Genomic DNA, 26,261 nt, shown 5'->3' with positions numbered 1-26,261 from the left:
ACGCTCTCTCCCCCACTGAGGTGGGCCGCCGTCCCCCTCGGCGGCCACGGGGGGGGGGGCGCCCCGCGGCCTGGCCGGGCCGCGGCCCGCCCCGCCCTCGGAGGTCCATTATCACCGTCCGCGGCCCCGGCCGCGGCGGGCTCCGCAGCCGCCCGGCCGCCCCAGCCGACGGCCGCCGGTGGGCCGCCGCACCCCGCCCCCTATGATCGACCGCGTCGAGGAACCGGCCACCCGTATCCGGCCCCCTCGGCCGGTGGGCCCGGCGCCGCGGCAGGCACCGCGACCCGCCTGGCCGAACCCGGCCGCACCACGTCCCCCGGGCCCCGCCTGCCACCTCCCCCGCACCCCCGCGCTCCCCGCACCCCCGCACTCCACGTATCCGAGGAATCCCCATGCCCCGCCCCCGCCCCACCCTCCGGTCGCCCTGGACAGCGGCAGGCCTTGCCGCCGCGGTCGGCGCCGGCCTGCTGTGGTCCGCGCCCGCGCCCGCACAGGCGGTGGTCGGGGCCCCGGACTCCGGCGCGTACGCCCACACCGCCCGGATCACGGTCGGCGCCGAGGGCTCCGCGCGCGGCTGCTCGGCCGTCCTGGTCGCCGGGGACTGGCTGCTGAGCGCCAAGAGCTGCTTCGGCGCGGGGGTGACCGCCGGGGCTCCGGCGCAGCCCGTGCAGGCGACCGTGGGCGGGAGGGCGTACGGGGTCACGGAGCTGGCCCCCCGCGCGGACCGGGACCTGGTCCTGCTGCACCTGGACAAGGCCGTCACCGGTGTCAGCCCGGCCAGGACGGCCGCCGCCGCCCCGGCGGCGGACTCCGCGGTGACCGCGGCCGGGTACGGCCGGACGGCGGCGGAGCTGGCGCCCGCACAGGTGCACACGGCCGCGTTCAAGGTCTCCGTGGGGGACGCCACCACCCTGGCCCTCACCGCCGCGGGGCCGGGCAGCACCGTCTGCCCCGGTGATGCGGGCGGCCCCGTCCTCAATGCCGACGGTGAGCTCGTCGCCCTCAACAGCCGCTCCTGGCGGGGTGGTTGCCTGGGCAGCGACCCGGCCGAGACCCGTACCGGGGCCGTCGCGGTCCGCACCGACGGACTGGCCGACTGGATCCTGGAGACCCGCACCCGGGCCCACGGCTGGAAGACCGGGGCCGTGGTGCAGAGCGGCTCCGCCCTGCACCAGGGCGTCCGGCTGGCCGACGGCACATGGACCGCCTTCACGGACGTCCAGGACGAGGCGGGCCCCATCGGGGGCGTCCGCACCGCCGCGGCCGCGGGCATCGGCGGCGACACGCACGTCCTGGCGGTCGCGACCGACGGCACGCTCCGGCACACCGTCCGCAGGGCGGACGGCAGTTGGACCCCCTTCGGGAACGTGGGCGAGGTCGCCGGCCACCTGGGCAGCCTCACCCAGGTCTCGGCCGTGTCGATCGGGAACGACCTCCACGTCCTCGCCGTCGCCAACGGCCGGGTCTTCCACAGCCTCCGCAACGCCGCCGGCCACTGGACCCCGTTCGGCGACCTCGCCGGGGTGGCCGGGCCGGTCGGCGCCGTGACGCACGCCGCCGCGGCCTCCGCGGGCGGAGCGCTCCAGGTCGTCGCCGTCAGCGGCGGCAGGATGCACCACACCCTGCGCAGTACGTCCGGCCACTGGACGGTCTGGGGCGACGTCGCCCAGGCCGCCGGCCCCACCGGCCCCGTCACCCGCGTCGCCTTCGCGGGCATCGATGGCGACGCCCACCTCGTCGCCGCCACCGACAGCGGCACCCGCCAGCACCACACCATCCGCAAGGCGAACGGCAGTTGGGAGCGGTTCGGCGAGCTGACCGGCTACCTCGGCGGTATCACCGCCACCTCCTTGTCAACGGCTCACGTCGACGGCGAGCTCCAGCTCGCCGCCGTCACCGCGGACAACAGGGTGGTCCACACCGTCCGCCGCGCCGACCGCAGCTGGAGCACCGCCCCGGTCACCCTCCCGGGGATCACCGGCACCCTGGGCGCCCTGTCCGTCACCGGCACCTTCACCAGCCCCCCGCCCGCCCCCGCGACGGCCGTTGTACCGGCCGAGGGGATGCCCTACGCCGTCGAGGAGTTCCCCCGCACCCTCCAGGTGATGTCGTGGAACATGTGCGGCCCGCAGCGGTCGACCTGGGGCTGCGGGAGCACCGGCTCCCCCGAGGACAAGGTGGGCGTGGTCACCGCGCAGGTCTCCGCCAACCGCGTCGGGGCCGCCCTGCTCCAGGAGGTCTGCCAGGACGACCTGGCCCTCCTCATGACCCGCCTCGGTGCGGGCTGGCAGTCGGCCTTCCAGCCGTACCAGTGGTCCCAGGAGGGTAAGAAGTCCCCCAGCCGCTGCGGGGAGGACGGCACCGGGCGCGCCGACGCGATCGGCACCGCGATCATCGCCAGGGGCGGGCTCGGCGACCCCCGCTCCTACCCCACCACCCAGCCGGTCACCGGGCTGAACACCCCCTTCCACTGCGCCACCGCGACCGCCTGGGGCATCCGCCTGTGCACCGTCCACGCGGCGCGCCTGGGCGCCGAGCAGGCACATCCCACCTGGGACTACCGCGACGACCAGTTCGCCCAGATCAAGACCGTGGTGAGCGGGTTCCCCCGCACGGTCTTCGGCGGGGACTTCAACGCCCTGCCGCCGGACGCCCCGAACAACACCGCCGCCTGGGTCTGGCCCGCCGGCCTCTACTCGACGGGCCCGGGCACCCCCGGCTACCAGGAGTGCGACCAGACCGGGACGGCCCGCACGGGGCGCCCGACCCACGAGTCCGGGGTGAAAATCGACTACATCTTCGGTACGGAGCGCAGGAACTGGTGCACCGTCACCGAGACGCCGTACTCGGACCACCGCGTGCTCGTGGAGGGCTTCACGGCGTCCTGAGGCAGTCCCGCGACCGCCACCACCACCCGTGAGGCGGCCCCCCTGTACGAAGGGGGGCCGCCTCACGGGCTGTCGGAGCCGGGGGACTACGGCTTGACGCTGAGGAGCTTGTTCGCCGTGCCGGCGGAGGGGTCCGCGATGGCGTCGGCGGTCGCCGAGCCGGTGAGCGCGGCGGCCGTGTCGGCGGGGGTCGCCGCGGGGTTGGCCGCCAGGTAGAGGGCGGCCGCGCCCGCCACGTGCGGGGCCGCCATGGAGGTACCGGAGATCGTCTTGACCCCGGTGTCGCTGTCGTTCCAGCTCGACGTGATGTCCGAACCGGGGGCGTAGAGGTCGATCACCGCGCCGAAGTTCGAGAACTCCGACTGCCGGTCGTCCTTGGTACTGGAAGCGACCGTGAGGGCCTCGGAGACCCGGGAGGGCGAGCCCTGCCCGGCGTCGGCGGACTCGTTGCCGGCGGCGACCGCGAAGGTGACCCCGGAGGCGATGGCCCGCTGGACGGCCGCGTCCAGCGCCTCGTCGGCGCCGCCGCCCAGGCTCATGTTGGCGACGGACGGGCCGGAGTGGTTCTGCGTCACCCAGTCGATGCCCGCGACGACCTGCTCGGTGGTGCCGGAGCCGTTGTCGTCCAGGACCCGCACGGCCACGATCCTGGCCTTCTTCGCGACTCCGTGGGCGGTGCCGGCGATGGTCCCGGCCACGTGCGTGCCGTGGCCGTTGCCGTCGTCGGCCGTGTCGTCGTTGTCGACCGCGTCGAATCCGTGTCCGGCCCGGCCGCCGAAGTCCTGGTGCGAGACCCTGACGCCGGTGTCGATCACGTACGCGGTCACCCCCTCGCCGCCGTCGTCGGGGTAGGTGTACTTCCCGTCCCCGGCCGTGTCGGCCTGGTCGATCCGGTCCAGGCCCCAGGACGGGGGCTTCTCCTGCGTCTCGTTGATGCTGAAGCGCTTGTTCTGCACGACCTCGCCGACCGCGGGGTCCGCGGCGAGCTGCCTGGCCTCCTGAACGGTCAGGCCGGAGGCGGAGAATCCGTTGACCGCGGAGCCGTAGGAGCGCTCCAGGGTGCCTCCGTACTTCTTTGCCAGGTCCTCCTTGTTCGCGGATGCGTCGAGTATGACGACGAAACTTCCGGCCACGGCGCCCGGTGCGCCGAGTCCGTGCACGGTCCCCTCGGCCGGTGCGGCCGCCCCGGCGAGAGGGCTCGCGAAGAAGCCCGCGACGAGCGCCGCGGCAGCGCCGGCGGCTATGCCGGTGTTGCGAAGACCGTTGGATCGCTTGTGAGTTGCCATGGACAGGTTGCTCCTCGTTGTGACGTGTGGGGCGTCAAACGTTCTGATCAACCCTGTTCCGATTGACAGGAGCAAATCAAGACCGAACCCGGGGTAGCCGGTTATTCAACAAGGTTTCTCAAAAAGCCCTCCACCCCGCCCCCACCCCGCACACCCTTTCGAGGCAGCTCCCCCACACAACGGACACGTTCCGGCGGCGGACCATCCGCATACCGGGCCGGGAACGGGCAGAAGCGGCACATGACCGAACAGCCGCCCGCCCTCCCCGCAGCCGCGCACCGCCGCCGCCGGCCCGCCGCCGGCCCCCCGCCCGCAGCGCCCGCCGCCGGTCACGGGGGCGGATCGTGACGGCGGGCCCGGCGGACCCCGCCACCGCCGCCCTCGCCCTCGCCCTCCCGCCGGCCCTCCTGGCCGCCGTCCTCGCCCTCGGCCGCTACGAGGAGGCCCTCCTCACCCACCGGACCCCCTCGCACCGCCGCCCGGGCAAGCGCCCCACCCGCCCCGACCGCCGCACCCGCTCCCCCCACGGCAGACACGCCCGCCGCTGACGTGCTGCGCTACTGGTCGAGTTCGTAGTCGAACCAGACGTGGTGTGTGCCGTCCGCGTCGACCTTGATGCCCCCGGTCCCGCTGATCCCTGCCAGAGCGCCCGTTCCGCTGCCCGGAACGATGACGAAGAACTCGTCCTGCGGGCTCTCGCCCCGAGTGGTTTTGGAGTGCGCGAAGTTGAAGGAGCCCGCCCGGCCGCGGAGCGTCCCGTCGAAGGACTCCATGGCGAGGTAGGTGCCCATGCCAGTGGACTCGTCGAACGCGGAGGTGAACAGGGTCGTCGAGCGCCCGGTCACGTCGCCCTCGTACTTCTTGTCCATCGTGGCTACGCCGACGGCCACGGCAGTCTGGATCTGTGAGCCGGACACCCGGGTCGGCGTGAAGTCGGCAACCTTGAAAATTCCTGAAGCTCGCATCCTCGGATCGTAGGGCGCACCACCGACAGCGGCTCCAGCGGAAGTTCACGCTCCACCGGACAGCCCCCGGCCTCGGAATGCGCCACCGCCGCGTCACCCCCGGGGCTGAGCGCCCGTCACCCGGGCGGCCGACCCCGCACCGTCCCCCGGTTGCGCCCTTGGGGTGAGCGCGCGGCCGCAGCAGGCGCGACATGCCGGGCCGTCGGGAAAGGATGGGCAAAGCCGTCGCGACGGCAGTCCTTCGGCTCCGACCACCGCCGACTGCTTCCGACGGCTTACGACTGCTTGCGACTGCTTGCGGGCACCCCCGACCGCGAAAGGATCATGTACATGGGCTACGGAGACGACCTGCGGGCACGGATCGCCGAACCGGGCACCACCCCGCTGATCGGCGTCCACGACATGTACTCGGCCTCCGTGGCCGCGTCCCACTACGACGCGATGTTCGTGTCCGGGTTCGGCTTCGCGGCCTCCCACTACGGCCTGCCGGACATCGGGTTCATCGCCTGGCCGGACATGACGGCCTTCGTCCAGCGGCTGCGCGGCGCCTTCCCCCGCCACCACCTCCTCGTCGACATCGACGACGGCTACGTCGACGCCGAGGTCGCCTGCCACGTCGTGGAGTCGCTGGAGCGCACCGGGGCCTCCGGGATCATCCTGGAGGACCAGAAGCGGCCCCGCCGGTGCGGGCACGCGGACGGCAAGCAGGTCCTGCCCCTGGACGAGTACCTCGACAAGCTCCGCATGGTGCTCGCCACGCGCCGGGAGCTCGTGGTCGTCGCCCGTACCGACGCCACCGAGGAGGAGGACATCCTCCGGCGGGCGCAGGCCCTCGCGGCCACCGACGCCGACGTGGTGCTGGTCGACGGGGTCCGCAGCGTGGAGTGGATCCGGCGGATCCGGCGCGCGGTCGGCGACAAGCCCCTGCTCTTCAACCAGATCGCCGGCGGCAAGTCGCCCCGGCTCTCGCTCGGCGAGCTGGGCGGGCTCGGCGTCGACGCGGCGATCTACAGCACCCCGTGCCTGTTCGCCGCGCACCGGGCGATGGACGCGGCCCTGACCGAGCTCCGGCTCTCCGACGGCCGCCTCCCGGCGGCGGAGGAGCCGGGCGCGATCGGCGTCCGCGAGTCCACCGAGCTCCTGGCGGGCAACCTCGCCCGCCACCGCCCCGTACCGACCGCCCGCGAAGGCGCCGGCGCGGGTGTGTAGCCCCGGCGGGTCCGGGCAGCGGCCGGCGGCCGTGAGGCGCCCTCATGCCCCGGGGGCCGCGGCGTCCGCCAGGAGGGCCCGGCCCAGCGGGGTGAGGGCGTGGCGGACCCCGCTGCCCTCGCGGTCCGTGGTCAGCAGCCCGGCGGCGCGCAGGACCGTCGCGTGGTGGCTGGCGGTCGCCGCCGAGGTGCCCGTACGCCGTCCCAGCTCGCCCGTGCTCGCGGGGGTCTCGGCCGCCCGCAGGACCCGGGCGCGGGTGCTGCCGAGCAGGGCGCCCAGCGCCCCCTCCGGGCGGGGGCCGGCGGACGGGGCCCAGATCCGGCCGTAGTCGGCGAGGTCGCGGGCGACGGGGTAGCGCAGCACCAGCGGCCGGCCGGGATCCGCGTTGTCGACCAGGGCGATCGGCGTGGGCCAGAAGAACGTGGGCACGAGCAGCAGGCCGCGCCCGGCGAGCCGCAGGTCCGCATCGGTCTCGCAGGGGCAGTGGAGTACGGGGGCGGACCAGCGCACCCCGGGGTGGAGGCCGGCGAAGAGCCCTTCGACCCCGTCGTCGGCCAGCGCCAGCGCGCGCCGCGCCCGGTCGGCGTGTGCAGCCGCCGTGATCTGCGCCCAGTACGGGGCGACGGCGACGGCGTGGTAGGAGGACAGGGCTCCGTGCACCACCTCGCCCCACTCGCGGTCGCCGCGGTGCAGCGCGTGGATCCAGCCCGGCGCGCCTGGGCGCAGGCGGGCTGTGGCGCGGAGGTCGGCGGCCCACTGTGCGCGGGGCAGGGACCAGGTGTGGTCGAGGCTGTCGGCGAGGGTGCCGGTGGCGGCGTGCGCGAAGGCCTCCGGGACGTACTCGACCTGGGCGGGGGCCAGTTCGAACAGCGGCCGCATGGGGGCGCGCAGGCTGCCGCGGGTGCGCTCGCGCCAGCCCTCGAGGGCGACGCCGCCCCGCCCGCGGTCCTGGAGGACGGGCAGGCTGAGGATGGTCTCGGCGAGCGGATCGGGGAACCGGGCCACGCGGACGCGGGTCAGGTCGTCGGGGGTGAAGTGGATGCGCAGCACCGGCTTCCTCTCCGCGTACGGCAGACGGCTGCCGAGCGTACGAGGCGGCCGGCGGCCCGGCCGCGGAGCTGCGGCGGCGCGTCGCGCATCCGGCCGGGAACTGCCGTAAGGGGGCCCGTCGCTGTCCGGATTCGACGGTGGTCGAAGGGTGTTGTGGGACGGATCGGCGGCTGGTGAGACTGGCCGGGCCGGGGCGGCGGTCAGGGGCCGCCCGCCCCGGTCCGGGCCGGGGCACCCCGGTGCACCCGGCTTGCGGACACCGCGAGTTCCGGAGATTCCGGGAGTCCGCGCTTCCCCGTTCCCGACCTGAGGAGACCGCCCGTCATGACAGCCATGCGACGCTCGCCCGCTGCCCGTACCGCCGTCGCCCTCGGGGCGGCCCTGGCGGCCGTCGGCCTGCTGGCCGGGCCCGCCCACGCCGCTCCCGGGGCGGACGCCGCCGGGGCCCGGAAGGCCCCCGCGGCGGCCCCGGCGGCCGTGGCCGCAGACGCCACGATCATCCACGGCACCAGCGGGCTGTCCCGCGGCCAGGCCTGGTACTCGCCCGACGGCCGGACCATGCTCGCCATGCAGTTCGACGGCCACGCCGTGCTCTACCGGGACGGCACGGCCGTCTGGACCGCCCGCGGCAGCTACGGGGTCGGCAACGAGCTGTACATGCAGGCCGACGGCAACCTGGTCGTGTACGACGCCGCCATGCGCCCCGTGTGGAACAGCCAGACGCACTACCACCCGGGCGCCTACCTGGCCCTCCACAACTCCGGGAACATGGTGGTGTACTACGGCTCCACCCCGCTGTGGTGGTCCAACTACCGGCCCGGCGGCCCCGGGGACCCCGAGGACCCGGGCTGCAGCCCGCGCCCCGGCCAGCTCTGCCCCTGACGGGAGCCGACCTGACGGGCCCGGACCCGGCCTGCCGGCCCGGACCGGTCGGAAAATAAGAAAAGGCAGGGAGAGACATCTCCTTGCCGTACTCAACTTATAGCGCACTGGGGGGCTTGCGGCAAGGCCCCGGGGACGTCGCACAATCTTCGCCCTATGCGACACAACCCCGAAAGGACCGCAGTGACCGAGCAGTACGTGGTGGATCTCGAAGAGGTCGGGGCGGCGCAGACCGCGGCGGTCGGGGGCAAGGGCGCGCAGCTCGGCGCGCTGGCGCGGATCGAGGGGGTCCGGGTGCCGGGCGGGTTCTGCGTCACCACGCACGCCTTCCGGCGGGCGATGGCGGCGGCGCCCGGCATCGGGGAGCAGCTCGACGCGCTGGCGCGCACCTCCCCGGACGACAGGGAGGCGATCGCCGCGCTCAGCGCGCGGATCCGCCGGACCGTCGAGGAGGCCCCGGTCCCGGACGGGCTCGCCGCCGCGGTCGGCGGCGCGCTGGCGCGGCACGGCGACAAGGCCCCGTACGCCGTGCGCTCCAGCGCGACCGCCGAGGACCTGCCGACGGCCTCCTTCGCCGGGCAGCAGGACTCGTACCTGAACGTGGTCGGCGCGGACGAGGTCCTGCGGCACGTGCGCCGCTGCTGGGCCTCGCTGTTCACCGAGCGGGCCGTGGCCTACCGGCGGCGCCGGGGCATCGACGACCGTACGGTGCACATGGCCGTGGTCGTGCAGCACATGGTCTTCCCGCGGGCGTCCGGAGTCCTGTTCACGGCCGACCCCGTGACGGGCAACCGGCGGGTCGCGACCGTCGACGCCGGTCTCGGCCTCGGGGAGGCCCTGGTGTCCGGGCTGGTGGACCCGGACGTCTTCACCGTGCGGGACGACCGGGTCGTCGGCCGGGTCGTCGCCGCCAAGGAGCGCGCCGTACGGCCGCTGCCGGGCGGCGGCACGGAGACGGTGCCGGTCGCGGCGCAGGAGCGGGAGCAGCCGGCGCTGAGCGAGGGGGAGGTGCTGCGGCTGGTGCGGCTCGGTCGGCGGATCGAGGCGCACTTCGGGCGGCCGCAGGACATCGAGTGGTGCCTGGCGGAGGACGGCTTCCGCATCGTGCAGAGCCGGGCGGTGACCACGCTGTTCCCCGTCCCCGCCGCGGAAGAAGAGGGCTTCCGGGTGTACGTCTCCGTAGGCCACGGGCAGATGATGACCGATGCCATGAAGCCCCTCGGGTACTCGATGTGGCAGCGGACGGCCATGGTGCCCATGTGCGAGGCGGGCAGCCGGCTGTTCGTGGACGTCACCTCCCGCCTGGCCTCGCCGGCCGCCCGCGCCGGGCTCGTGGAGGCCCTGGGCAAGGGCGACCCGCTGATGCGGGACGCGCTGGAGACCGTACTGGAGCGCGGGGAGTTCGGGCCGGCCCTGCCCGAGGGCGCCCCCGCCGGGCCGGGGGGCGCTCCCGCCGGTCCGCCGCCGGGTGCGGGTGGGCCCGGCGGCGGGCCGGCGGAGCCCCTGCCGACCGATCCGGCCGTGGTCGCCGGGCTGATCGCGCGCAGCCGGGAGTCCGTCGCCGCGCTGGAGCGGGACATCCGGGCGAAGAGCGGGCCGGAGCTGTTCGACTTCCTGCGGGAGGCCTTCGAGGAGCACAAGCGGGTCCTGTCCGACCCGCTGAGCATGCAGGCGATCACGGCGGGGATGGACGCCACCTGGTGGCTCAACGACAAGCTGCTGGAATGGCTCGGCGAGAAGAACGCGGCCGACACGCTCACCCTGTCCGCGCCCGACAACATCACCTCCGAGATGGGCCTGGACCTGCTCGGCGTCGCGGACGCGGTCCGCCCGTACCCGCAGGTGGCGGCCTTCCTGGAGGGCGCCCGGGACGAGGACCTCCCCGACGGGCTCGCGGACCTGCCCGGCGGCAAGGAGGCGCGCGACGCCCTCGAGGCCTATCTCGACCGGTACGGGATGCGCTGCGTGGGCGAGATCGACATCACCCGGCCGCGCTGGCGCGAGCGCCCCACTGCCCTGGTGCCCGCGATCCTCGACAACGTCCGCAACTTCGGTCCGGGCGCCGCCGCACGGCGCTTCGAGGAGGGGCGGCAGCGGGCCGCGGAGAAGGAGCAGGACGTCCTGGCGCGGCTGCGGGCGCTGCCGGACGGGGAGGCGAAGGCCGCCGAGACCCAGCGGATGATCAAGCGGGTCCGGACCTTCGTCGGATACCGGGAGTACCCCAAGTACGGGATCATCAGCCGCTACGCCGTGTACAAGGAGGCCCTGCTGCGGGAGGCCGGGCGGCTGGTGCGGGCCGGGGTGCTCGCCGCGCCGGAGGACTGCTTCTACCTGACCCTGGAGGAGTTCGAGGCCGTGGTCCGCGCGCCCGGGGCGGACCACGGGCGGCTGGCGGAGCTCATCGGGCAGCGGCGGGAGGACTTCCCGGTCCACCAGGCGCTGACCCCGCCCCGGGTCCTCACCTCCGAGGGCGAGGCCCTGAGCGGGTCGTACCGGCGCGGGGACGCCCCGGCGGGGGCGCTGATCGGGCTCGCGGTCTCCGCGGGGACGGTGGAGGGGCGGGCCCGCGTCGTCCTCGACATCGCGGAGGCCGAGCTCGCCGAGGGCGACATCCTGGTCACCACGTTCACCGACCCCAGCTGGTCGCCGCTGTTCGTCGGGGCCGCCGGACTCGTCACGGAGGTGGGCGGCCTGATGACGCACGGGGCGGTCATCGCCCGCGAGTACGGGCTGCCGGCCGTGGTCGGGGTGGCACAGGCCACCCGGCTCATCCGCGACGGGCAGCGCATCCGTGTCCACGGGACGGACGGGCACGTGGAGCTCCTGGACTGAGGAGGCGGAGGGGGGGGCGGGGGCGGGGCCGGGGACTCCACCCCGGGGCCCCCGCTCGTCCCCAACTGCCCTTCTGGATAAGGCGCATGGGATCGGCGGGCCCGGGTAGGCGCGGGCCATGACGGTCAAGAAGACGAGCGTTCTCGTACTGGACTGCGCCGAACCCGAGGCCCTCGCCCGGTTCTACGCGCAACTGCTCGGCGCCGAGACCGGCGCCGGGCGCGAACCGGACCTGGTCGAGGTCGTGACGGAGGCCGGGGAGCAGCTCGCCGTGCGCCGCGACCACGGCCACGCGCCGCCGAGCTGGCCGCGCCCCGAGGACTCCCAACAGGCCCACCTGCGGATCTTCGTGGCCGCGGAAGACCTCGACGAGGCCGAGCGGGAAGCGGTCTCGCTCGGGGCGCGCCCGGTCTCCTCCGACAGCGAGCCGGGCCCGCGGGCCGCGCGCCTCTTCAGCGACCCCGCGGGCCACTCCTTCACCCTCGCGGCAGCAGGAGTACGGCAGTAGGCCGGGTGTCCGCGCCGACGTCCGTGCCCGTACCCGAGCCCGAGCCCGTACCCGTGCCCGCACAGCAGCCGCGAAGGAGCGACCTGTGTTCAAGCGAAAGAGGACCGCCACCGCCACCACCGCACCCTCCTCCTCGACCCCGCCCCCACCCCCGCCCAAGGCCCCGCCGCAGCCGCCCGCGGGCCCCCCGGTCCCGGCCGCTGCCGGCGCTCCCGCGCAGGAGGCGGTGTCCGGGGCCCCGGCGCAGCGCCGCATGCACCCGGCGCTGCGCGCGCTCGCGATGCTGGCGAGCCTGGTGGGGCTCGTGCTGTTCAGCATCGCCCTGGCCCGCCTGACCCTGGAGCCCTCCGCGGCCTCGGCCGGCATCGTGCACAGCAACGTCCGCCCGGGCGCCTCGATCGAGGCCTACCTCGAGAACGCGTCCGTGAACTCCGCGGCGAAGCAGCTCGGCGGGAACCTGCTGCTGGGCGTGCCGTTCGGGATCCTGCTGCCCGTGCTCGTCCCCCAGACCCGGGGGCTGCTGCGGGTGGCCGTACCCACGGCCGCGGTGATGATCCTGGTCGAGCTGGTCCAGGGCGCCCTGGTCACCGGGCGGGCCTTCGACATCGACGACGCCATCCTGAACACGGCGGGCGCCCTGCTGGGCTACCTGTTCCTCGGGCGGCGCCTGAGCCGCGCCGTCCACCGGCCCCGCCGCCACTGGTGGCAGCGCCGCCGCGAGGCCTGGAGCGCCGCCGTCCGGCGCACGGCCGCACGGCGTCCGGGGCGCCGCCCCCGCGCCGGCACGGGCTGACCGCCCCCGAACCGCCCGGGCAGGCGCTTCTATCGCCAATCGGGGTTGTTCGTAGATTCGTAGACTGGTGTGGTGAACGACATCGACGTGATCGCCGCACTGCAGGACCCGGTGCGCCGCCGGCTGTACGAGTACGTGGCCGCGCAGGGCCGCGAGGTCGGCCGCAACGAGGCCGCCGAGGCGGCCGGGGTGGCGCGGACGCTCGCCGCCCACCACCTGGACCGGCTGACGGAGGCGGGGCTGCTGGAGAGCGGCAGCCGCCGGCTGACCGGCCGCTCGGGCCCGGGGGCCGGCCGGCCCGCGAAGGTGTACACGCGCTCGCGGACGGAGCGCTCCGTCTCCCTGCCCGCCCGCGACTACCGCACGGCCGCCGACCTGCTGGCCGAGGCCGCCGAGGAGGCCGGCCTCGACGAGGGGCTGCGCGCGGCCGCGCGGCGCCGCGGCGAGGCCCTGCGCGCCGCGGCGCCGCCGTGCGCGGGCCTCGCGGAGGCCGTGGAGGTGCTGGCGGCCCGCGGCTACGAACCGCATCTGGAGGGCGGCGGGGAGCCGGACGGGGACAGCGGCGGCGGGGCACCGGCCGCCGGGCCCGTCGTACGGATGCGCAACTGCCCCTTCCACGCGGTCGCGGAGCGCTTCCCCCCGCTGGTCTGCGGGATGAACCTGGCGCTCCTGGAGGGGCTGCTCGGGGCGGGCGGCGGCGTCCGGGCGCGGATGGACGCGCGGCCCGGGGAGTGCTGCGTGGTGGTCGAGGGGGACGGCAGCGACGGGGGCGGCAGCGGCCATCTCTAAAAACAATATTGATTGACATAGAAAACGGCGGCGTGCTGGGATGAGGGCATGACGACCTCTCCGCACGCCGCCTTCCACCTGGCCCAGCTCAACATCGCCACGCTCCGGTACCCCCTGGACGACCCGCGCATGGCGCCGTTCGCCGACATGCTCGACCCGCTCAACGCGGTCGCCGACGCGACCCCCGGATTCGTCTGGCGGCTGGTGGAGGAGGGCAGCGGCGACGCCACCGGCCTGCGCCCGGCGGGCGAGGACGTCATCGTCAACCTGTCGGTCTGGGAGGACCGCCAGCCCCTGTGGGACTACGTCTACCGCAGCGGGCACCTCGACCTGATGCGCCGGCGCCGCGAATGGTTCGACCGGCACGCCGAGTCGCACCTCGTGCTGTGGTGGGTGCCGGCCGGTCACGTCCCCACCGTCGGCGAGGCCTTGGAGCGCCTGGCGGACCTGCGGGCGAACGGGCCCTCCCCGCGCGCCTTCACCTTCGTCTCCTCCTACACCGCCGCCGAGGCGGAGACCGCACCGGCGCACTGAGACCGTTCAGACCGCAGCAGGAGGAGCCGATGACCACCCCCTCGACCACGATCGCGGCTGCGGTCGCCGCGACGCCCACGACCACCATCGCGGTGACCGGCCACGTCGACCTGTCCGAGGAGACCGTCCCCCTGGTCGCGGCCGCGCTGCGCGCGCTGCTGGCCCGCTTCCCCGCCTCCGGGCTCACCGGCCTCTCCTGCCTGGCCGCCGGGACGGATGCGCTCTTCGCGGACGCCGTGCTCCGCGCCGGGGGCCGGCTCGTCGCCGTGCTCCCCTCCGCGGACTACCGCGAGCGCATGGTGGGGCAGGGGTACGCCGAGGAGTTCGACCGGCTCTGCCGGGCGGCCGCCGAGGTCAAGGTCATGCCGTACCGGCGGGCCGGGCGCAGTGCGTACGCCGCGGCCAACCGCGTGCTCCTCCACCGCGCCGGACTGCTCGTGGCCGTCTGGGACGGCCTCCCGGGCCGTACGGGCGGCACCGCCGACACCGTGGCCGCGGCCCGGGCCGCGGGGATGCCGGTGGAGGTGGTCTGGCCGGCCGGCGCCGCCCGGCGGCAGGCGGCGCCGCCTGCCGCCGGGCGCGGGCGCGGGCGCCGCTGAACCGGGCCGCGTCCGGCGCCCGCACGCGGTGCCGCTGGGGCCGGCCCGCGCCGGGCCCCTCTCACCGGTCCGCTGCGGCCAGCCTGCCGACGATGGCGCGGTTCATCGCCTCGAAGTTGCGGCGGGTCCCCCGGAGCATCCGGCCGACGAAGGGCACCAGCAGGCCGCGGAACTCCTCGCTGTGCTCCAGCCGGGTGCCGCCGTCCGCGGTGGGCTGCAGCCGGAACCGGTGCGCCCCGTCGAAGACCCCCGGCACCAGGAGGTGCCCCAGCCAGCGCAGTTCGACCCCCGGTTCGGCGGTGAGCACCTTCGGGCGGAAGGACATCGGCCTGCCGCCTTCCGGGAACATCCGCAGCTCCAGCCGGGCCCCCGGCTCGAGGGTGCCGGCGGCCTCGCGGATGAAGGGGTTCCATTCGGCGTACGCGCCGAGGTCGGCCAGGACGTTCCAGACCTCGGCGGGGGACGCGGGGATGAGGATCTCGGTGCTGACGGTACGCACGGCTGCTCCGGGCGGGTCGGGCCGCGCGGGCGCGCGGGGGGACGGCCGAAGGGGACGCGGGAGTCGTGCGGGACACCGCCGGGTTCGGGGACCGGGATTCAAGCACGGGCGGGGCGGACGACCCGTCATGGTTCGCGGCATATCAGCCCGTTCCCCCGGTACGGGTTCGCTGTCGGCCGAGCGACCGGAAGGGACCTTCCGGGTAACCCGTACGAACGACCCCGGCTGCGGGCCGCGGGCCCGTCCTCCCTGCATAGGAGTGGCCCGCGGCCCCGGCGAGGGCGTGGCTCGCGCCGCGCCGCGGGGAGCCCTGCCTAGGGTCGGCCCGAGCACACCGGCCCGACCCGCGGCCGGCGGACCGGAAGAGGTGGGCGGATGGTGGGACGCAGCAGGGCCGCGCGGCGGGCGGACGGCCCCCCGGGCACCACCGCCGCGAAGCGGTCCGTCGGGCCCGACGGGTCAGCGGGGACCGGCCGGCCGGCCACCCCGCACATGACCGGACAGCCCGCCACCGCGCACCGGACCGTACCGTCGGCCACCGCGCACCGGCCGGGCGGGCGCGGGCCCCGGCGGCGCTCGCGCACCCTCGCCGCACTGCTCCTCCTGGGCGCGCTGGCCGTGCCCGCGCTGGCCGCCGGGACCCCCGTGGGCGCGGCCGAGCGGGACGCCGTACGGCCGGCGGCCCGCACCGTGCTGTACGTCTCCGACTACGGCGGCAACCGCGTGGTGTCGCTGCCGCTCGGCCGGGGCGGGCCGGGAGTCCTGCCCGCGGACGGCCTGACACGGCCGACGGGGCTGGCCCGGGACCGGGCGGGACGCCTCTACATCGCGGACACGGGCAACAACCGCGTCGTACGGCTGCGCCCCGACGGGAGCGGGCAGACCACCGTCCCCGCCGAGGGCCTCTCGCGCCCGCTCGGCCTGGCCCTGTCCCCCGCCGGGGACCTGTACATCGCGGACAGCTTCAACGACCGCGTCGTGAAGGTCCCCGCGGACGGCGGCGGGCAGACCACCGTGCCGTCGACGGGGCTGCTGCACCCCTGGGGGCTGGCCCTCGCGCCGGGCGGGGACCTGTACGTCTCCGACTTCGTCAACGACCGGGTGGTCAGGCTCACTGCGGGCGGCGGCCAGCGCACCGTCCCCGTCACCGGCCTCTCGCAGCCGACCGGGCTGGCGCTGGGCCCCTCCGGAGACCTCTACGTCTCCGACAGCGGCAACAACCGGGTGCTGCGGGTCGAGGCGCGCACCGGCCGGCAGAGCACGCTGCCCTTCACCGGCCTGAGCAGCCCCCTCGGCCTGGCCCTCGGCCCCGACGGCACCCTCTACGCGGCCGACGGCTTCAACAACCGGGTCCTGCGCCTGCCGCCGCGCGGCGCCGCGTCGGCCGTGGACGCCGGGGGCCTGAACACCCCCACGGGCCTCCTCGCCGCACCCCGCTCCCGGCAGGACCGGTGAGCGGCGTCCGCGACCGGGGCCCGACCGACTGCTCCGCCGACCCGGTCCCTCCGGCCCCGTAACCCTCCCGGCCCCTCCACCGTCCCCTCCGGCTTTCCCCCTCTCCCCCGAACCCCGTGAAGGAACCCCCATGACCGCAGCAACCCGCCCCGCCTCCCGGCGACGCCGCCTGGGCCGTACCGCCGTGGCCGTCCTGGCCCTGGCGCTCGCCGGTACGGCGTGCTCCTCCCTGGGCCGGACGGCCGTCGGGCCCGTGATGTACGAGTCGGCCGCAAAGCCGCCCGAGCACGCCGAGGTCGACGTGCACGCCGAGGAGGGCGAGCACTCCACGGCGGTCGAGGAGGGCGCGGGCCACCTGATCATCGCGGAGACCAGCCCGTCCGTGAAGGGCTGCCACCGCCTGGTCGACGGCGCCAAGCTGGTGCAGAACGGCACGCTGATCGACATGCGGCTGTACACCAACGACCAGTGCAAGGGCAGCTTCACGTACCTGGCGACGGCGACCCAGGACCAGATCGCGCCGAAGGCGCAGCCGTGGCGGAGCTACTCCTTCGTGCACTGACGCGCCGAGCCCCCCCCCTACGCGAGGCGTTCGAGGAGGGCGAGCACGCGCCGGACGACCTCCCCCGCGGCCCGGGCGTCGTAGCCCGGCAGGCTGCTGTCGGTGAACAGGTGCCGGTCGCCCGGGTAGAGGAAGAGCTCGGCGTCCGGCGCCGCGGCGGCGAGCGCGCGGGCGGCGTCGGCATCGCCCTCACCGGCGAAGAACGGGTCCGCGTCCATGCCGTGGACCTGCACCGGGACCTGCGCGGGCCAGTCGCCGCCGAACTCGGCGGGCGGTACGCACGCCTCCAGCAGCACCGCGCCCCGCGCGCCGGGGCGGGTCTGGGCCAGCTCCTGCGCCGGCATGACGCCGAGCGAGAAGCCCACGTACACGAGCCCGGCGGGCAGCTCCCCCGCGGCGGCGGTCCCGCGGGCGGCTATCGCGCCGAACCCGGTGGCCGACGCGTACCCGATGCCCTCGTCGAGGGTGTCGAAGACCCTGCCCCCGTACAGGTCGGGCGTGTGCACCGTGTGCCCGGCGGCGCGCAGCCGCCCGGCGAACGCGCGCACGCCGTCGGTCAGCCCCTGCGCATGGTGGAAGACCAGCACGTCAGCCATATCGCTCCCTCGCCCCCTGCGGCGCCGCGGTGGCCCCGCGCTTCGAGTATGCCGCCCGCCACTGACAGCGGGGCGGTCAGCCGACGGCCGGCACCGGCTGGGGCGGGGTGGGGCCGGTGTAGCGGGCGGCGGGACGGATGATCTTCGAGTCGGCGGCCTGTTCGAGGATGTTGGCGCTCCAGCCGACCACGCGGGCCGCGCAGAAGGTCGGGGTGAACATCTCGCGGGGCAGTCCGCACAGCTCCATGACCACGCCCGCGTAGAACTCCACGTTGGTGTGCAGCTCCCGGCCCGGCTTGAGCTCGGCGAGGATCTCCTCGACCTGCCGCTCGACCTCCACGGCGAAGTCCACGAGGGGGCCGCCGAAGCCGAGGGCCGTCTCGCGCAGCATCCGCGAGCGCGGGTCCTCGGTGCGGTAGACGGGGTGCCCGAAGCCCATGATCCGGTCCCCGGCGAGCACCCGTTCGCGGATCCACGGACCGATCCGGTCCGCGGTGCCGATCGCGTCGAGGGTGTCCAGGGCGCGGCTGGGGGCGCCGCCGTGGAGCGGGCCGGAGAGGGCTCCGATCGCCCCCGTCAGGCAGGCGGCGACGTCCGCGCCGGTGGAGGCGATCACACGGGCGGTGAAGGTCGAGGCGTTGAACCCGTGGTCGACGGTGGAGATCAGGTACCGCTCGATCGCGCGGGCCCGGACGGGGTCGGGCTCCTCGCCGGTGAGCATGTACAGGTAGTTCGCGGCGTACGGGAGGTCGGCGCGCGGTGCGACGGGCTCCAGGCCCTGCCCGAGCCGGTGCAGGGCGGTGAGCAGGGTGGGGACGGCGGCGCAGGCGGCGAGGGCGTCGGCGGCGCGCGGCCCGGGGGCGAGGTCGTAGACCGGCCGGAAGCCGGCGGAGGCGCCGAGCAGCGAGAGCGCGGTGCGCAGTCCGGCGAGCGGGCCCGAGGCGCGGGTGGCGCGGGCCAGCTCCGGCAGGGCTTCGCGTACCGGGCCGGGGAGGGTGCGCAGGGCGGCGGTCTCGGCGGCGAAGGCCTCGCGCTGGGCGGCGTCGGCGGGGAGGGCGCCGCGGAACATGAGGTGCCACACGTCCTCGAAGGTGCGGTGCGCGGCGAGTTCGACGGCCGAGTACTGGCGGTAGTGGTAGAAGCCCTCGCGGCCCCGTACGTCGCCCAGTGCGGTCTCGGTGACGACGACTCCGGCGAGGCCCCGCGGTACTGCGGCCGCCGGGTTTTCGGGGGTGGTCTCGGTGGTGTTCATGCATCGACCATCCATGATGGATTGAATCCTTGTCAATGTTGATTGAATCAATATTGCAAGACCTCTGTAGGGTGTGGGCATGAGTGAGCAGACCGACGGGGGACGCAGGATCGGCACGCAGGAGGCGGCCCGGCTGCTCGGCGTGAAGCCGGCGACCGTGTACGCCTACGTCAGCCGCGGGCAGCTCGCGAGCCGGCGGGACCCGGCGGGGCGGGGCAGCAGCTTCGACGCCGCCGAGGTGGAGGCGCTGGCCCGGCGCAGCCGCCGCGAGGCTGCGGCCCCCGCCGCCGGGGAGCTGGCCGTCCGCACCTCCCTCACCCTCATCGAGTCCGACCGGTACTCCTTCCGCGGCGTCGACGCCGTGGCCCTGGCCTCCCGCTACGGGTACGAGGAGGTGGCCGAGTGGCTCTGGACGGGCCGCCTCTCCCCCGGGGCCCGGTTCACCGCTCCCCCCGAGGCGCTGGAGGCCGCCCGGCGCGCGGTGGCGGCCCTGCCCGCGCACGGCGGCCCCGTCGACCGGCTGCGCGTGGCGGTCGCCGCCGCCGCGGTGGCCGACCCGCTGCGCTTCGACCTGTCGGAGGAGGCCGTGCTCGGCGCCGCGCGCGGCCTGGTCCCGACGCTGGTCGGCGCCCTGCCCGCGGCGGGCGGGGACGGCACCGGGGCGGACCGGGCCGGGGCGGACGGGGATGCGGCCGGGGACGCCGGTACGGCCCGGCGGCTGTGGTCCCGGCTGACGCCCCGGGAGCCGGATCCGGAGGCGGTCGCCGTACTGGACCTGGCACTGGCGCTGCTGGCCGACCACGACCTGGCCGCCTCGACCCTGGCCGTGCGCGTGGCGGCCTCGGCGCGCGCGCACCCGTACGCGGCGGTGTCGGCCGGGCTCGGCGTACTCGAGGGGCCGCTGCACGGCACGGCCGGGCGGCTCGCGCACCGGATGCTGGCGGAGGTCCTGGAGCGGGGCGGGGCGGCGCAGGTGGTCGCCGACCACCTGCGGGCCGGACGCCGGGTCCCGGGCCTCGGCCACCGCCTCTACTCCGGCGAGGATCCCCGGGCGACCGCGCTGTTCGCCCGGCTGGAGGGGCTGGAGCAGGCCGGTCCCGCGCTGGCCGCGGCCCGCGGGGTGGCCGCGGTGATGGCCCGTCAGGGCGGTCTGCACGCCAATGTGGACCTGGCGCTGGCGGTGCTGACGGTGTCGTGCGGGATGACGGCGGAGGCCGGTGAGACGGTCTTCGCGGTGGCCCGTACGGCGGGCTGGATCGCGCATGCGCTGGAGGAGTACCAGGAGCGCCCGCTGCGGATGCGGCCGAGCGGGCAGTACCAGGGCCCGCGGCCGCCCCGGCCGCTGCCGGAGCCCCCGGCCCCGCAGGAGCGGGCGGGGACGGGGGAGGAGGCAGGGGCCGGAGCGTGAACCGCGGCTCGCGCGTCAGCGGGTGCGTACGGCGGTGACGGTGAAGCGCTCGACCTCGTTGAGGTGCCCGCCGGTGGAGGCGACGACCGTCAGGACCGGGTCGGTGGCGCGGCTGTAGCCGACGGTCGCCGCCCACGGCTGGTCCGCTCCCCCGGCCGGGAGGCAGCAGGACGTCCCCAGCGGCCGCTCCGACGAGGGCTGGCGGACCTCCACCCGGATGCTCTCGTCCACGCCCGTGATCCGGCCGCCGGTCCGCAGCGGGGAGCGGGCCGCGGCGCCGTACGCGGGCACGGTCAGGGAGAACGTCGTGTCGTCGGTGCCGACCACCGCCCAGGGGGCGTCGGGCCCGCTGCCGTACCGCACCAGGTGGACTACCGCCGCGGTACTGCGCCGGGCCTCGTCGGGAGCGCCGGGGCCGACGCCGATGCGGGCGTGCCGGCCGCTGACGGAGCGTGAGGCGATCCGGTCGATCTCCCCGAAGCCCAGGTAGCCCCTGGTGAAGGCGAGCGCGGTCTCCTCCGCGTCCAGGTGCCAGGGCTGGTGCCCGCTTGCGCGGTAGGCCCGCTGCCACTCCCGCACCTGCGCGTACGTGCTGAACGGCCACAGGGGCTGGAGGCCCGCGCCGAGGGCCGGTTCGGCCGCCGCGGGCGAGGAGGCGGCGGGGGCCGGGCGGCTGGGCGCCGGCTCGCCGGAGCGCGAGGGTGCGGGGGCGGAGGTTCCGGAGGAGGCCGGGGGCGGCCCGGAGGGGGTTGCGGCAGGGGTGGTGGCAGGGGATCCGGCAGGGGTGCGGGCCTCCGGGGAGCCGTCGTTGCAGCCGGTCAGCAGGAGCCCGGCGACCGCCGCCGCGGCGAGCAGCCGGCGGGCGCGGCGCGCGGTGGCGGGACGGGTGGCGCGGAGCCGGATGTTCATGGGGACTCCAGGACGGTGGCGCCGCACGAGCGCACCCCCACGCTGGTGGGTGCCGGCGGTGGCGCCATGGTCCCACCGGACCGCTCCGCTGGGAAGCCGGGGCGGGTGGTACGGACGGTCCCGGCCCCCGCCCCTCCGCCGGAGGGCCTTCACCGGATGCCCCGTCACCGGACGGCCCCCGCCCCTTCAGCCGTCGGCGCGGGCGCTGAGCAGCGGTTGGAAGAAGCCGGTCTCCTCGGGCATCAGCCACTCGGCTTCCCGGAAGCCCGCTTCGGCGGCGAGGGCGGTCAGGCGGTCGCGGGTGAGGGCCCAGGAGGTGGTGCGGCGGACCTGGACGCGCCAGTCCCCGGCGGCGGCGGTCGGAAGGAGCTGGAAGTGCTCCAGGTCGTAGCGCTCGCCGTCCTCGTGCCAGTGCCAGAGCTGGAAACTCACGACCCGTTCCCCCCGGCCGTCCGGGGCCTGGTGCACCTGCGGCGGGGTCGCGCCCGGGCGCTCGCGCAGCAGTTCGTCGTACGGGCGGGTGCTGACCAGCAGCCGGCCACCGGGGCGCAGGACCCGGCGCATCCCGGCCAGGGCCGTGCGCACGTCCCGGGCGGTCAGCAGGTGGGGAAGGGAGTTGTCGGCGCAGACGACGGCGTCGAAGGAGCCTTCGGCGAAGGGGAGGCGGCGCATGTCGGCGGCGGCGGTGGGGAGCGCGAGGCCCCGCAGGGCGGCCTCGCGGGCGGCGCGGGCGGCGGCGCGGGGGCTGAGGTCGGTACCGGTGACGCGGTGCCCGCGCAGTCCCAGGCCGATGGCCTGGGTGCCGATGCCGCAGGAGCAGTCGAGCACCGCGGCCCCCTCCCGCCCGAGCAGGGCGTGCAGGGCGTCCCCCTGGCGGCGGACGCTCGCGTTCCAGTCGGCGTAGATGAGGTGGTAGTCGTCGGCCAGGTCGTCGTAGAACCGCGCTACGGGGGTCTCGGGCATGGCGTGAGACTAGGCGGTCCCTTCCGGGGCGGGGAACCGCCGGGCCGGCGGGCTGGCGGGATCGCCAGCGGTACGGGCGACTCACGCCGCGATGGCTCGTGTACCTCACGAGACCACCCCTCGATGGACTTGCTTGAGCTCAAAGCATGTACCGGGGCGCGCCATCTGTGTTACACGTGTAACAACACGAGGCCGAACCACCTCGGGAGCACAGGGCGATCCGGATATCCGACAGGATTCCCCCACTCCGCCGGTGCCGCCGCGCGCCCGACACCACGCCCCCCGAAAGAGGCGAACATGACCCCCGCAGCCCCCGCAGTCCCCGCCGGACAGCCGGCCCAGGCCCCCGAGCCCGGGGCCTGGCCGCCCCCGCCGTACCGCGTGCCCGCCCCGCCGCAGGTCGGCGCGGACGACGTCGCCCGGTACGACGGGCTCACGTACGCGAGCACCCTCGGCTACCGGCCCTGCCTGCTGGACGTACAGGTCCCGGCGGCCGGGCGGCCCGTGCCCGCCGTCGTGTGGATCCACGGGGGCGGCTGGCTGGAGGGCGACCGCCGCTTCCCGCCGCCCACCGTGCCCGTCGAGCTGCTGCACGGCACCGTGCTCGGCGCGGGCCTCGCCCTGGTCTCCATCGACTACCGGCACAGCCTCGAAGCGCCGTTCCCCGCCCAGCTGCACGACGTCAAGGCGGCCATCCGCTACGTACGGCGCTTCGCCGGCGAACTCGGCATCGACGGGGACCGCATCGGCGTGATGGGCGAGTCCGCGGGCGGCCACCTGGCCGCACTCGCCGGACTGGCCCGGCCGGACGCCGAGGCCGGCCCGGACGCCCTCGGCGGAGCCGCCCTGGAGGGGGCCGTCGGCGTCGCGGAGGGCGACAGCTCGGTCCGGGCCGTCGTCGGCTGGTACCCCGCCACCGACCTGTGCGCCCTGCTCGCCCACCCGCTGCCGATGTCCCCCGCGCCCGACGGCAGCGCCTTCCCGAACCCCTTCGACGCCCTGCTCGGCGGCACGCCCGGGGAGCGGGCGGGGCTCGCGCGGGCCGCCAGCCCCGTCACCTACGTCGCCGGCGCGACCGCGCCGCCCTTCCTCCTGGTCCACGGCACGGCCGACAGCCTGCTGCCCTACAGCCAGAGCGAGATCCTCGCCGCGGCCCTGCGCGAGGCGGGCGGCGAAGCCGCCCTCCAGCCGGTCGAGGGCGCCGACCACATCTTCCTCGGCTCCCCCGACGTGCCCTCCCTCGTCGAGGACAGCGTCGCCTTCCTCGCCCGCCACCTCTCCGCCTGACCCGGTCGCCCCCTCACCGCCCGAGCCAGCCCGCACCACGCCCCGCGCGGGGCACCGCAAGGCCCGCGCGGGGCGAGAGCCGAGAGCCGAGATCCCCATGACCACCACCCCTGCCCCCGACACCGCACCCGCACCCTCACCCGCACCGGTATCCGCACCCCCGGCGCACCTGCCGGCGCCCGTACCGCCCGCCTCCCACCGACGCCCGGCCCCCGCTCCCGCCGCGGTCCCCCGCACGGCCCTCCTCGGAGCGCTCCTCCTGCTGGTCACCGCCGCACTCGGCGCCGTGGTCCTGGTACGGCCCGAACGACCCGCCTTCCAGGGCCTGGACGACACCTGGCTGCGCTGGATGGGCGGCCCGCACGAGGGCCCGTACGCCGCGGCCGCCGCCATGCTGAACGGGCTCGGCGGGCCCCTGGGCGCGGTGGTCCCGCTCGGACTGCTGCCCTGCTCGCCGTCCGCAGGCGCTGGCCCTCGCTGGTGTTCCTGCTGACCACCTACCTCGCGGGCAACCTCCTGGTCGTCCAGTCCCTGAAGCTCGGCGTGGACCGGCCGCGCCCCGAGAACCCGCTCGTGCGGGTCGACCACGGCTCGTTCCCCTCCGGACACGTGGCCGGGGCCGCCCTGCTCGTGGTGGTGTCGATCGCCCTGCTGGTGCCCCCCGGGCGGCGGCGCGGCTGGTGGGCGGCCGGGGCCGGGCTCGTCCTGGCGATGATGTGGAGCCGCACCTGGCTGCACGCACACTGGCTCACCGACACCGTGGCGGGCGCCGCCACCGGGGCGGGCACGGCCCTGCTGATGTGGTGCGCCTTCGCCCCGCTGCTGCGCCGGGAGGAGTCCGCCGCCCCCGCGGGTCCGGCCTGCACCGCCGCCGGTGGAACGGCCCCCGGGCGGCCGTCCCCTCAGGAGGACTGACGCTGTACCAGGACGGGTTCCACGCCGCGCACCCGCGGCGGGGTCCCGCCGTCCACCAGCGCGTGCAGGGCGTCGGCCACCTCCGCGGTGGTGGGCAGCTCCAGCCGTACGGAGGTCAGCGGCGGCTCCTGGAGGGCCGATACCACGAGGTCGTCGCAGCCGACGACGGCGATGTCCTGCGGGACCGCGACCCCGGCGCCGCGCAGGGCGTGCAGCAGCAGCGCGGCGTACTCGTCGTTGTAGGCGAAGACCGCGTCGAGCCCCAGCTCGCGGCACTGCGCGACGAGGGCGACGGCCGATGCGTGGGTGTAGGCCAGCTCCACGGGGGTGACGGCCGCCGTACTGCGCGCGGCGACCTCCCGGGCGCCGGCCAGCCGCGGCCGGGCGAAGGTGTCGAGACCGCGCTCCTGCGGCATGACCACGCCGATGCTGCGGCGCCCGCGGGCGACCAGGTGCTCGACGGCGAGCGCGCCCACGCGCGCCTGGTCGAGGTCGATCGTGTGCGCGCCCGGCACCTCGCGCGGGGCGAAGGCCATGACGCCCCGCACCCCCGCCCGGACCAGCACCTCCACGGCCTGGCCGCTCAGCCCCTCCCCGTCCAGGGCCACGACGGCCGCAGGGCGCAGCTCCGCCCAGGCGCGCGCGGCGCTCACCGGATCGGGGAAGCGGCCCGCGTGCAGGACGAGCACGTACCCGTGCCGCTCCAGCTCGCTCTCCAGGTCGTCGACCCAGGCACTGACGAGCCGCCCGGCCGCGGAGACGGAGGCGGGGACGAGGACGAGGTTGCTCCGGCCGGCGCGCAGCGAGCGGGCCGCGGCGTGCGGTACGTACCCCAGCCGGCGGGCGGCGTCGAGCACGCGGGCGCGCGTGGTGTCGCTGACGCGGTGCGCCTGCGTGTTGTTGAGGACGAAGGAGACGGTCGCCCGCGACACCCCCGCCAGGCGCGCGACGTCCGCGCTCGTGACGGCTGCCGGTGCGGACTGCTCCCTGCCCATGGCGCTCCCTGCCCCTCTTCCCCGGTCCCGGGGGGTGCGGTGGGCCGGCTCGGGCCGGCCACCGCCAAGGTTACACGCGTTACCAGCGCAAAGAAGGCGCCGCCAGGCGGGTGGTCACGTCCGGCGACGCCCGCGTGTCCCGGGGGCGGTCCGGGGCGGGGGCAGGGGGTGGGCGGCTCCGGGTCCGGGTCGGCTCCGGGTCGAGGTCCAGCCCGTGCCCGTACGGGAAGAGCGGCTCGCCGGAGTCGTCGGGCAGGCCCTCGCAGCCAGCGGCGACGGCGGCCGTGGAGCGCGGCAGCGCGAAGGGCAGCCGGCCGCCGGCCTTCGCACGGCCGAAGAGCACGTCCAGGAGGGCGGTGTCGCAGGCACCGCAGGCACCGCGGGCACCGCAGGCGGCGACCAGCGCGGCCGCCGCAGCCGTGAGCTCCGGGAGCACGGCCGGGCGGCCGAGGAAGACGCCGAAGACGGTGGGCACGGGCGCGGCGGTGGCGAGCAGGGGGGGGGCTCAGCTCCTCCTCGGTGAACTCAAGGCGCCCGGCGCGGAAGAAGCTCTCGAAGCCCTCGGTTCGCTCGTCGTACGGGGAGTGCGCACCACCGCGACCGCGGCCTCCTCGGGGCGGGCGACCACGGTGCCGTGGCGGGCCGCGACCTCGGGGTCCACGCCGCGGACGTAGATACGGGCGCCCGCGCGCAACGGGAGCAGCGGCGCGGCCGGACCGGCCGGACGGTCCTTGAGCACGGTGACCGACCTGCTCTGCGTGGCGAACCCGGCGGCCGTGAACTCCGCTCTGCCGCAGGTGTGTTCGGCCTCAGCGGGGCCCGCGTACGGGTCGCCGCAGAGCCCGGGGGCGAACTCTCGCGCAGCAGGCGGGCAGCCGAGGCGTCGATGCGCTCGACGGCCACTCGGGCGGCCGGTCCCGGGCATGTCAGGTGGCCGGGACCGGCCGGGCGGGCCGCAGCCCTCCCGAGGGCGGCCACACCGTTCAAGTTACACGTGTAACACCTTCAGCGGAAGGCTCCGCGCCGCAAATTCCGGGTGGCGCGAGGCCGGGACGCGGGCGCAGGCGCAGCCGCGGTACGCGGGG

27 protein-coding genes are annotated in these 26,261 nt (G+C 76.0%); 16 read left to right on the top strand and 11 right to left on the bottom strand.

The annotated features are described in order from the left end of the window. The first annotated feature begins 392 nt into the window (after positions 1–392). Complete coding sequence (locus tag ACZ7JZ_RS27480; protein WP_470943734.1) at positions 393–2,888, top strand: trypsin-like serine protease; 2,496 nt, start codon at positions 393–395, stop codon at positions 2,886–2,888. Positions 2,889–2,974: 86 nt separating this feature from the next. Here the strand turns inward: ACZ7JZ_RS27480 and ACZ7JZ_RS27475 are convergent, their stop codons facing one another. Further along, a complete protein-coding gene (locus tag ACZ7JZ_RS27475; protein ID WP_470943732.1) occupies positions 2,975–4,174 on the bottom strand; it encodes a S8 family peptidase in 1,200 nt (399 codons plus the stop codon). Between the two features lie 344 nt (positions 4,175–4,518). On the opposite strand from ACZ7JZ_RS27475, the gene ACZ7JZ_RS27470 reads away from it, so the two are divergent. Further along, positions 4,519–4,722, top strand: a complete 204-nt coding sequence (locus tag ACZ7JZ_RS27470; RefSeq protein WP_470943730.1) for a hypothetical protein — start codon at positions 4,519–4,521, stop codon at positions 4,720–4,722. A gap of 9 nt (positions 4,723–4,731) precedes the next feature. On the opposite strand, the gene ACZ7JZ_RS27465 is transcribed toward ACZ7JZ_RS27470, so the two are convergent. Then, positions 4,732–5,139, bottom strand: a complete 408-nt coding sequence (locus ACZ7JZ_RS27465) for a DUF3224 domain-containing protein (protein ID WP_470943728.1) — start codon at positions 5,137–5,139, stop codon at positions 4,732–4,734. A gap of 330 nt (positions 5,140–5,469) precedes the next feature. Between ACZ7JZ_RS27465 and ACZ7JZ_RS27460 the strand changes: the two genes are divergently transcribed. After that, on the top strand, positions 5,470–6,348 hold the full coding sequence (locus ACZ7JZ_RS27460) for an isocitrate lyase/PEP mutase family protein (protein WP_470943727.1): 879 nt from the start codon (positions 5,470–5,472) through the stop codon (positions 6,346–6,348). Between the two features lie 42 nt (positions 6,349–6,390). On the opposite strand, the gene ACZ7JZ_RS27455 is transcribed toward ACZ7JZ_RS27460, so the two are convergent. Next, positions 6,391–7,398, bottom strand: coding sequence for an ArsR/SmtB family transcription factor (locus tag ACZ7JZ_RS27455; RefSeq protein ID WP_470943725.1), 1,008 nt, complete (start codon positions 7,396–7,398; stop codon positions 6,391–6,393). 324 nt (positions 7,399–7,722) lie between these two features. On the opposite strand from ACZ7JZ_RS27455, the gene ACZ7JZ_RS27450 reads away from it, so the two are divergent. The 7 genes from ACZ7JZ_RS27450 to ACZ7JZ_RS27420 all read left to right on the top strand — a co-directional run bounded on the left by ACZ7JZ_RS27450 (position 7,723) and on the right by ACZ7JZ_RS27420 (position 14,335). Then, positions 7,723–8,280, top strand: a complete 558-nt coding sequence (locus ACZ7JZ_RS27450; RefSeq protein ID WP_470943723.1) for a hypothetical protein — start codon at positions 7,723–7,725, stop codon at positions 8,278–8,280. Positions 8,281–8,463: 183 nt separating this feature from the next. Continuing rightward, the gene (gene rph / locus ACZ7JZ_RS27445; protein WP_470943721.1) at positions 8,464–11,112 is read left to right on the top strand and encodes a rifamycin-inactivating phosphotransferase; all 2,649 of its coding nucleotides are present in this window, start codon (positions 8,464–8,466) and stop codon (positions 11,110–11,112) included. Between the two features lie 118 nt (positions 11,113–11,230). Next, positions 11,231–11,620: a VOC family protein gene (locus ACZ7JZ_RS27440; RefSeq protein ID WP_470943720.1), complete on the top strand. Its 390-nt coding sequence runs from the start codon at positions 11,231–11,233 to the stop codon at positions 11,618–11,620. Between the two features lie 85 nt (positions 11,621–11,705). After that, positions 11,706–12,413, top strand: coding sequence for a VanZ family protein (locus ACZ7JZ_RS27435; RefSeq protein ID WP_470943719.1), 708 nt, complete (start codon positions 11,706–11,708; stop codon positions 12,411–12,413). 72 nt (positions 12,414–12,485) lie between these two features. Beyond that, the gene (locus ACZ7JZ_RS27430; RefSeq protein WP_470943718.1) at positions 12,486–13,202 is read left to right on the top strand and encodes a helix-turn-helix transcriptional regulator; all 717 of its coding nucleotides are present in this window, start codon (positions 12,486–12,488) and stop codon (positions 13,200–13,202) included. A 48-nt stretch (positions 13,203–13,250) separates the two neighbouring features. Continuing rightward, the gene (locus tag ACZ7JZ_RS27425) at positions 13,251–13,736 is read left to right on the top strand and encodes a DUF3291 domain-containing protein (RefSeq protein ID WP_470943717.1); all 486 of its coding nucleotides are present in this window, start codon (positions 13,251–13,253) and stop codon (positions 13,734–13,736) included. Positions 13,737–13,765: 29 nt separating this feature from the next. Continuing rightward, positions 13,766–14,335: a hypothetical protein gene (locus ACZ7JZ_RS27420; RefSeq protein WP_470943715.1), complete on the top strand. Its 570-nt coding sequence runs from the start codon at positions 13,766–13,768 to the stop codon at positions 14,333–14,335. Positions 14,336–14,396: 61 nt separating this feature from the next. On the opposite strand, the gene ACZ7JZ_RS27415 is transcribed toward ACZ7JZ_RS27420, so the two are convergent. Next, complete coding sequence (locus ACZ7JZ_RS27415) at positions 14,397–14,834, bottom strand: SRPBCC family protein (protein WP_470943713.1); 438 nt, start codon at positions 14,832–14,834, stop codon at positions 14,397–14,399. A 375-nt stretch (positions 14,835–15,209) separates the two neighbouring features. Here ACZ7JZ_RS27415 and ACZ7JZ_RS27410 point away from each other — a divergent pair, with 375 nt between their 5' ends. Both ACZ7JZ_RS27410 and ACZ7JZ_RS27405 read left to right on the top strand, forming a co-directional pair. Further along, entirely contained in the window at positions 15,210–16,289 is a 1,080-nt protein-coding gene (locus ACZ7JZ_RS27410) for a virginiamycin B lyase family protein (protein ID WP_470943712.1), read from the top strand. A 130-nt stretch (positions 16,290–16,419) separates the two neighbouring features. Continuing rightward, positions 16,420–16,851, top strand: a complete 432-nt coding sequence (locus ACZ7JZ_RS27405) for a hypothetical protein (protein WP_470943710.1) — start codon at positions 16,420–16,422, stop codon at positions 16,849–16,851. A gap of 17 nt (positions 16,852–16,868) precedes the next feature. On the opposite strand, the gene ACZ7JZ_RS27400 is transcribed toward ACZ7JZ_RS27405, so the two are convergent. Next, positions 16,869–17,447 (bottom strand): dienelactone hydrolase family protein, encoded by a 579-nt coding sequence (locus ACZ7JZ_RS27400; protein ID WP_470943708.1) that lies wholly within the window; start codon positions 17,445–17,447, stop codon positions 16,869–16,871. A 76-nt stretch (positions 17,448–17,523) separates the two neighbouring features. Continuing rightward, positions 17,524–18,714 (bottom strand): citrate synthase, encoded by a 1,191-nt coding sequence (locus ACZ7JZ_RS27395; RefSeq protein WP_470943707.1) that lies wholly within the window; start codon positions 18,712–18,714, stop codon positions 17,524–17,526. A gap of 64 nt (positions 18,715–18,778) precedes the next feature. Here ACZ7JZ_RS27395 and ACZ7JZ_RS27390 point away from each other — a divergent pair, with 64 nt between their 5' ends. Then, on the top strand, positions 18,779–20,107 hold the full coding sequence (locus ACZ7JZ_RS27390; protein WP_470943705.1) for a citrate/2-methylcitrate synthase: 1,329 nt from the start codon (positions 18,779–18,781) through the stop codon (positions 20,105–20,107). A 15-nt stretch (positions 20,108–20,122) separates the two neighbouring features. On the opposite strand, the gene ACZ7JZ_RS27385 is transcribed toward ACZ7JZ_RS27390, so the two are convergent. Together ACZ7JZ_RS27385 and ACZ7JZ_RS27380 are read right to left on the bottom strand one after the other, a co-directional pair. Next, positions 20,123–21,016, bottom strand: coding sequence for a hypothetical protein (locus ACZ7JZ_RS27385; RefSeq protein ID WP_470943703.1), 894 nt, complete (start codon positions 21,014–21,016; stop codon positions 20,123–20,125). A gap of 186 nt (positions 21,017–21,202) precedes the next feature. Further along, positions 21,203–21,979 carry a class I SAM-dependent methyltransferase gene (locus ACZ7JZ_RS27380; protein WP_470943702.1) on the bottom strand — a complete coding sequence of 259 codons (777 nt, stop codon included), beginning with the start codon at positions 21,977–21,979 and terminating at the stop codon, positions 21,203–21,205. A 297-nt stretch (positions 21,980–22,276) separates the two neighbouring features. Between ACZ7JZ_RS27380 and ACZ7JZ_RS27375 the strand changes: the two genes are divergently transcribed. The 3 genes from ACZ7JZ_RS27375 to ACZ7JZ_RS27365 all read left to right on the top strand — a co-directional run bounded on the left by ACZ7JZ_RS27375 (position 22,277) and on the right by ACZ7JZ_RS27365 (position 24,181). After that, the gene (locus ACZ7JZ_RS27375; protein ID WP_470943700.1) at positions 22,277–23,266 is read left to right on the top strand and encodes an alpha/beta hydrolase fold domain-containing protein; all 990 of its coding nucleotides are present in this window, start codon (positions 22,277–22,279) and stop codon (positions 23,264–23,266) included. Between the two features lie 97 nt (positions 23,267–23,363). After that, the gene (locus ACZ7JZ_RS27370) at positions 23,364–23,759 is read left to right on the top strand and encodes a hypothetical protein (RefSeq protein WP_470943699.1); all 396 of its coding nucleotides are present in this window, start codon (positions 23,364–23,366) and stop codon (positions 23,757–23,759) included. Next, on the top strand, positions 23,747–24,181 hold the full coding sequence (locus ACZ7JZ_RS27365) for a phosphatase PAP2 family protein (RefSeq protein ID WP_470943698.1): 435 nt from the start codon (positions 23,747–23,749) through the stop codon (positions 24,179–24,181). The genes ACZ7JZ_RS27370 and ACZ7JZ_RS27365 overlap by 13 nt, the downstream gene beginning before the upstream one ends. Here ACZ7JZ_RS27365 and ACZ7JZ_RS27360 read toward each other — a convergent pair. The 3 genes from ACZ7JZ_RS27360 to ACZ7JZ_RS27350 form a co-directional block, all read right to left on the bottom strand. Further along, a complete protein-coding gene (locus tag ACZ7JZ_RS27360; RefSeq protein WP_470943696.1) occupies positions 24,169–25,176 on the bottom strand; it encodes a LacI family DNA-binding transcriptional regulator in 1,008 nt (335 codons plus the stop codon). The two genes, ACZ7JZ_RS27365 and ACZ7JZ_RS27360, sit on opposite strands and share 13 nt — an antisense overlap. 79 nt (positions 25,177–25,255) lie before the next feature. Beyond that, the gene (locus ACZ7JZ_RS27355) at positions 25,256–25,651 is read right to left on the bottom strand and encodes a glycoside hydrolase family 3 C-terminal domain-containing protein (protein WP_470943694.1); all 396 of its coding nucleotides are present in this window, start codon (positions 25,649–25,651) and stop codon (positions 25,256–25,258) included. Positions 25,652–25,681: 30 nt separating this feature from the next. After that, positions 25,682–25,915 carry a hypothetical protein gene (locus ACZ7JZ_RS27350; protein WP_470943692.1) on the bottom strand — a complete coding sequence of 78 codons (234 nt, stop codon included), beginning with the start codon at positions 25,913–25,915 and terminating at the stop codon, positions 25,682–25,684. Positions 25,916–26,261: the final 346 nt, after the last annotated feature.

It is taken from the genome of Streptomyces sp. NPDC038213 (genome assembly GCF_055600495.1).
The sequence above is the reverse complement of the archived record's forward strand: the minus strand, read 5'-3'. Positions and strand labels throughout refer to the sequence as shown.

What these genes read in the sequence shown, in the direction of transcription:
- ACZ7JZ_RS27460 (WP_470943727.1), top strand. Translation starts at nt 5,470, where the DNA reads ATGGGCTACGGAGACGACCTGCGGGCACGGATCGCCGAACCGGGCACC.
- ACZ7JZ_RS27420 (WP_470943715.1), top strand. Translation starts at nt 13,766, where the DNA reads ATGACCACCCCCTCGACCACGATCGCGGCTGCGGTCGCCGCGACGCCC.
- ACZ7JZ_RS27405 (WP_470943710.1), top strand. Translation starts at nt 16,420, where the DNA reads ATGACCGCAGCAACCCGCCCCGCCTCCCGGCGACGCCGCCTGGGCCGT.
- ACZ7JZ_RS27380 (WP_470943702.1), bottom strand. Translation starts at nt 21,979, where the DNA reads ATGCCCGAGACCCCCGTAGCGCGGTTCTACGACGACCTGGCCGACGAC.
- ACZ7JZ_RS27480 (WP_470943734.1), top strand. Translation starts at nt 393, where the DNA reads ATGCCCCGCCCCCGCCCCACCCTCCGGTCGCCCTGGACAGCGGCAGGC.
- ACZ7JZ_RS27370 (WP_470943699.1), top strand. Translation starts at nt 23,364, where the DNA reads ATGACCACCACCCCTGCCCCCGACACCGCACCCGCACCCTCACCCGCA.
- ACZ7JZ_RS27400 (WP_470943708.1), bottom strand. Translation starts at nt 17,447, where the DNA reads ATGGCTGACGTGCTGGTCTTCCACCATGCGCAGGGGCTGACCGACGGC.
- ACZ7JZ_RS27360 (WP_470943696.1), bottom strand. Translation starts at nt 25,176, where the DNA reads ATGGGCAGGGAGCAGTCCGCACCGGCAGCCGTCACGAGCGCGGACGTC.
- ACZ7JZ_RS27440 (WP_470943720.1), top strand. Translation starts at nt 11,231, where the DNA reads ATGACGGTCAAGAAGACGAGCGTTCTCGTACTGGACTGCGCCGAACCC.
- ACZ7JZ_RS27425 (WP_470943717.1), top strand. Translation starts at nt 13,251, where the DNA reads ATGACGACCTCTCCGCACGCCGCCTTCCACCTGGCCCAGCTCAACATC.
- ACZ7JZ_RS27450 (WP_470943723.1), top strand. Translation starts at nt 7,723, where the DNA reads ATGACAGCCATGCGACGCTCGCCCGCTGCCCGTACCGCCGTCGCCCTC.
- ACZ7JZ_RS27410 (WP_470943712.1), top strand. Translation starts at nt 15,210, where the DNA reads ATGGTGGGACGCAGCAGGGCCGCGCGGCGGGCGGACGGCCCCCCGGGC.
- ACZ7JZ_RS27465 (WP_470943728.1), bottom strand. Translation starts at nt 5,139, where the DNA reads ATGCGAGCTTCAGGAATTTTCAAGGTTGCCGACTTCACGCCGACCCGG.
- ACZ7JZ_RS27475 (WP_470943732.1), bottom strand. Translation starts at nt 4,174, where the DNA reads ATGGCAACTCACAAGCGATCCAACGGTCTTCGCAACACCGGCATAGCC.
- ACZ7JZ_RS27375 (WP_470943700.1), top strand. Translation starts at nt 22,277, where the DNA reads ATGACCCCCGCAGCCCCCGCAGTCCCCGCCGGACAGCCGGCCCAGGCC.
- ACZ7JZ_RS27395 (WP_470943707.1), bottom strand. Translation starts at nt 18,714, where the DNA reads ATGGATGGTCGATGCATGAACACCACCGAGACCACCCCCGAAAACCCG.
- ACZ7JZ_RS27385 (WP_470943703.1), bottom strand. Translation starts at nt 21,016, where the DNA reads ATGAACATCCGGCTCCGCGCCACCCGTCCCGCCACCGCGCGCCGCGCC.
- ACZ7JZ_RS27390 (WP_470943705.1), top strand. Translation starts at nt 18,779, where the DNA reads ATGAGTGAGCAGACCGACGGGGGACGCAGGATCGGCACGCAGGAGGCG.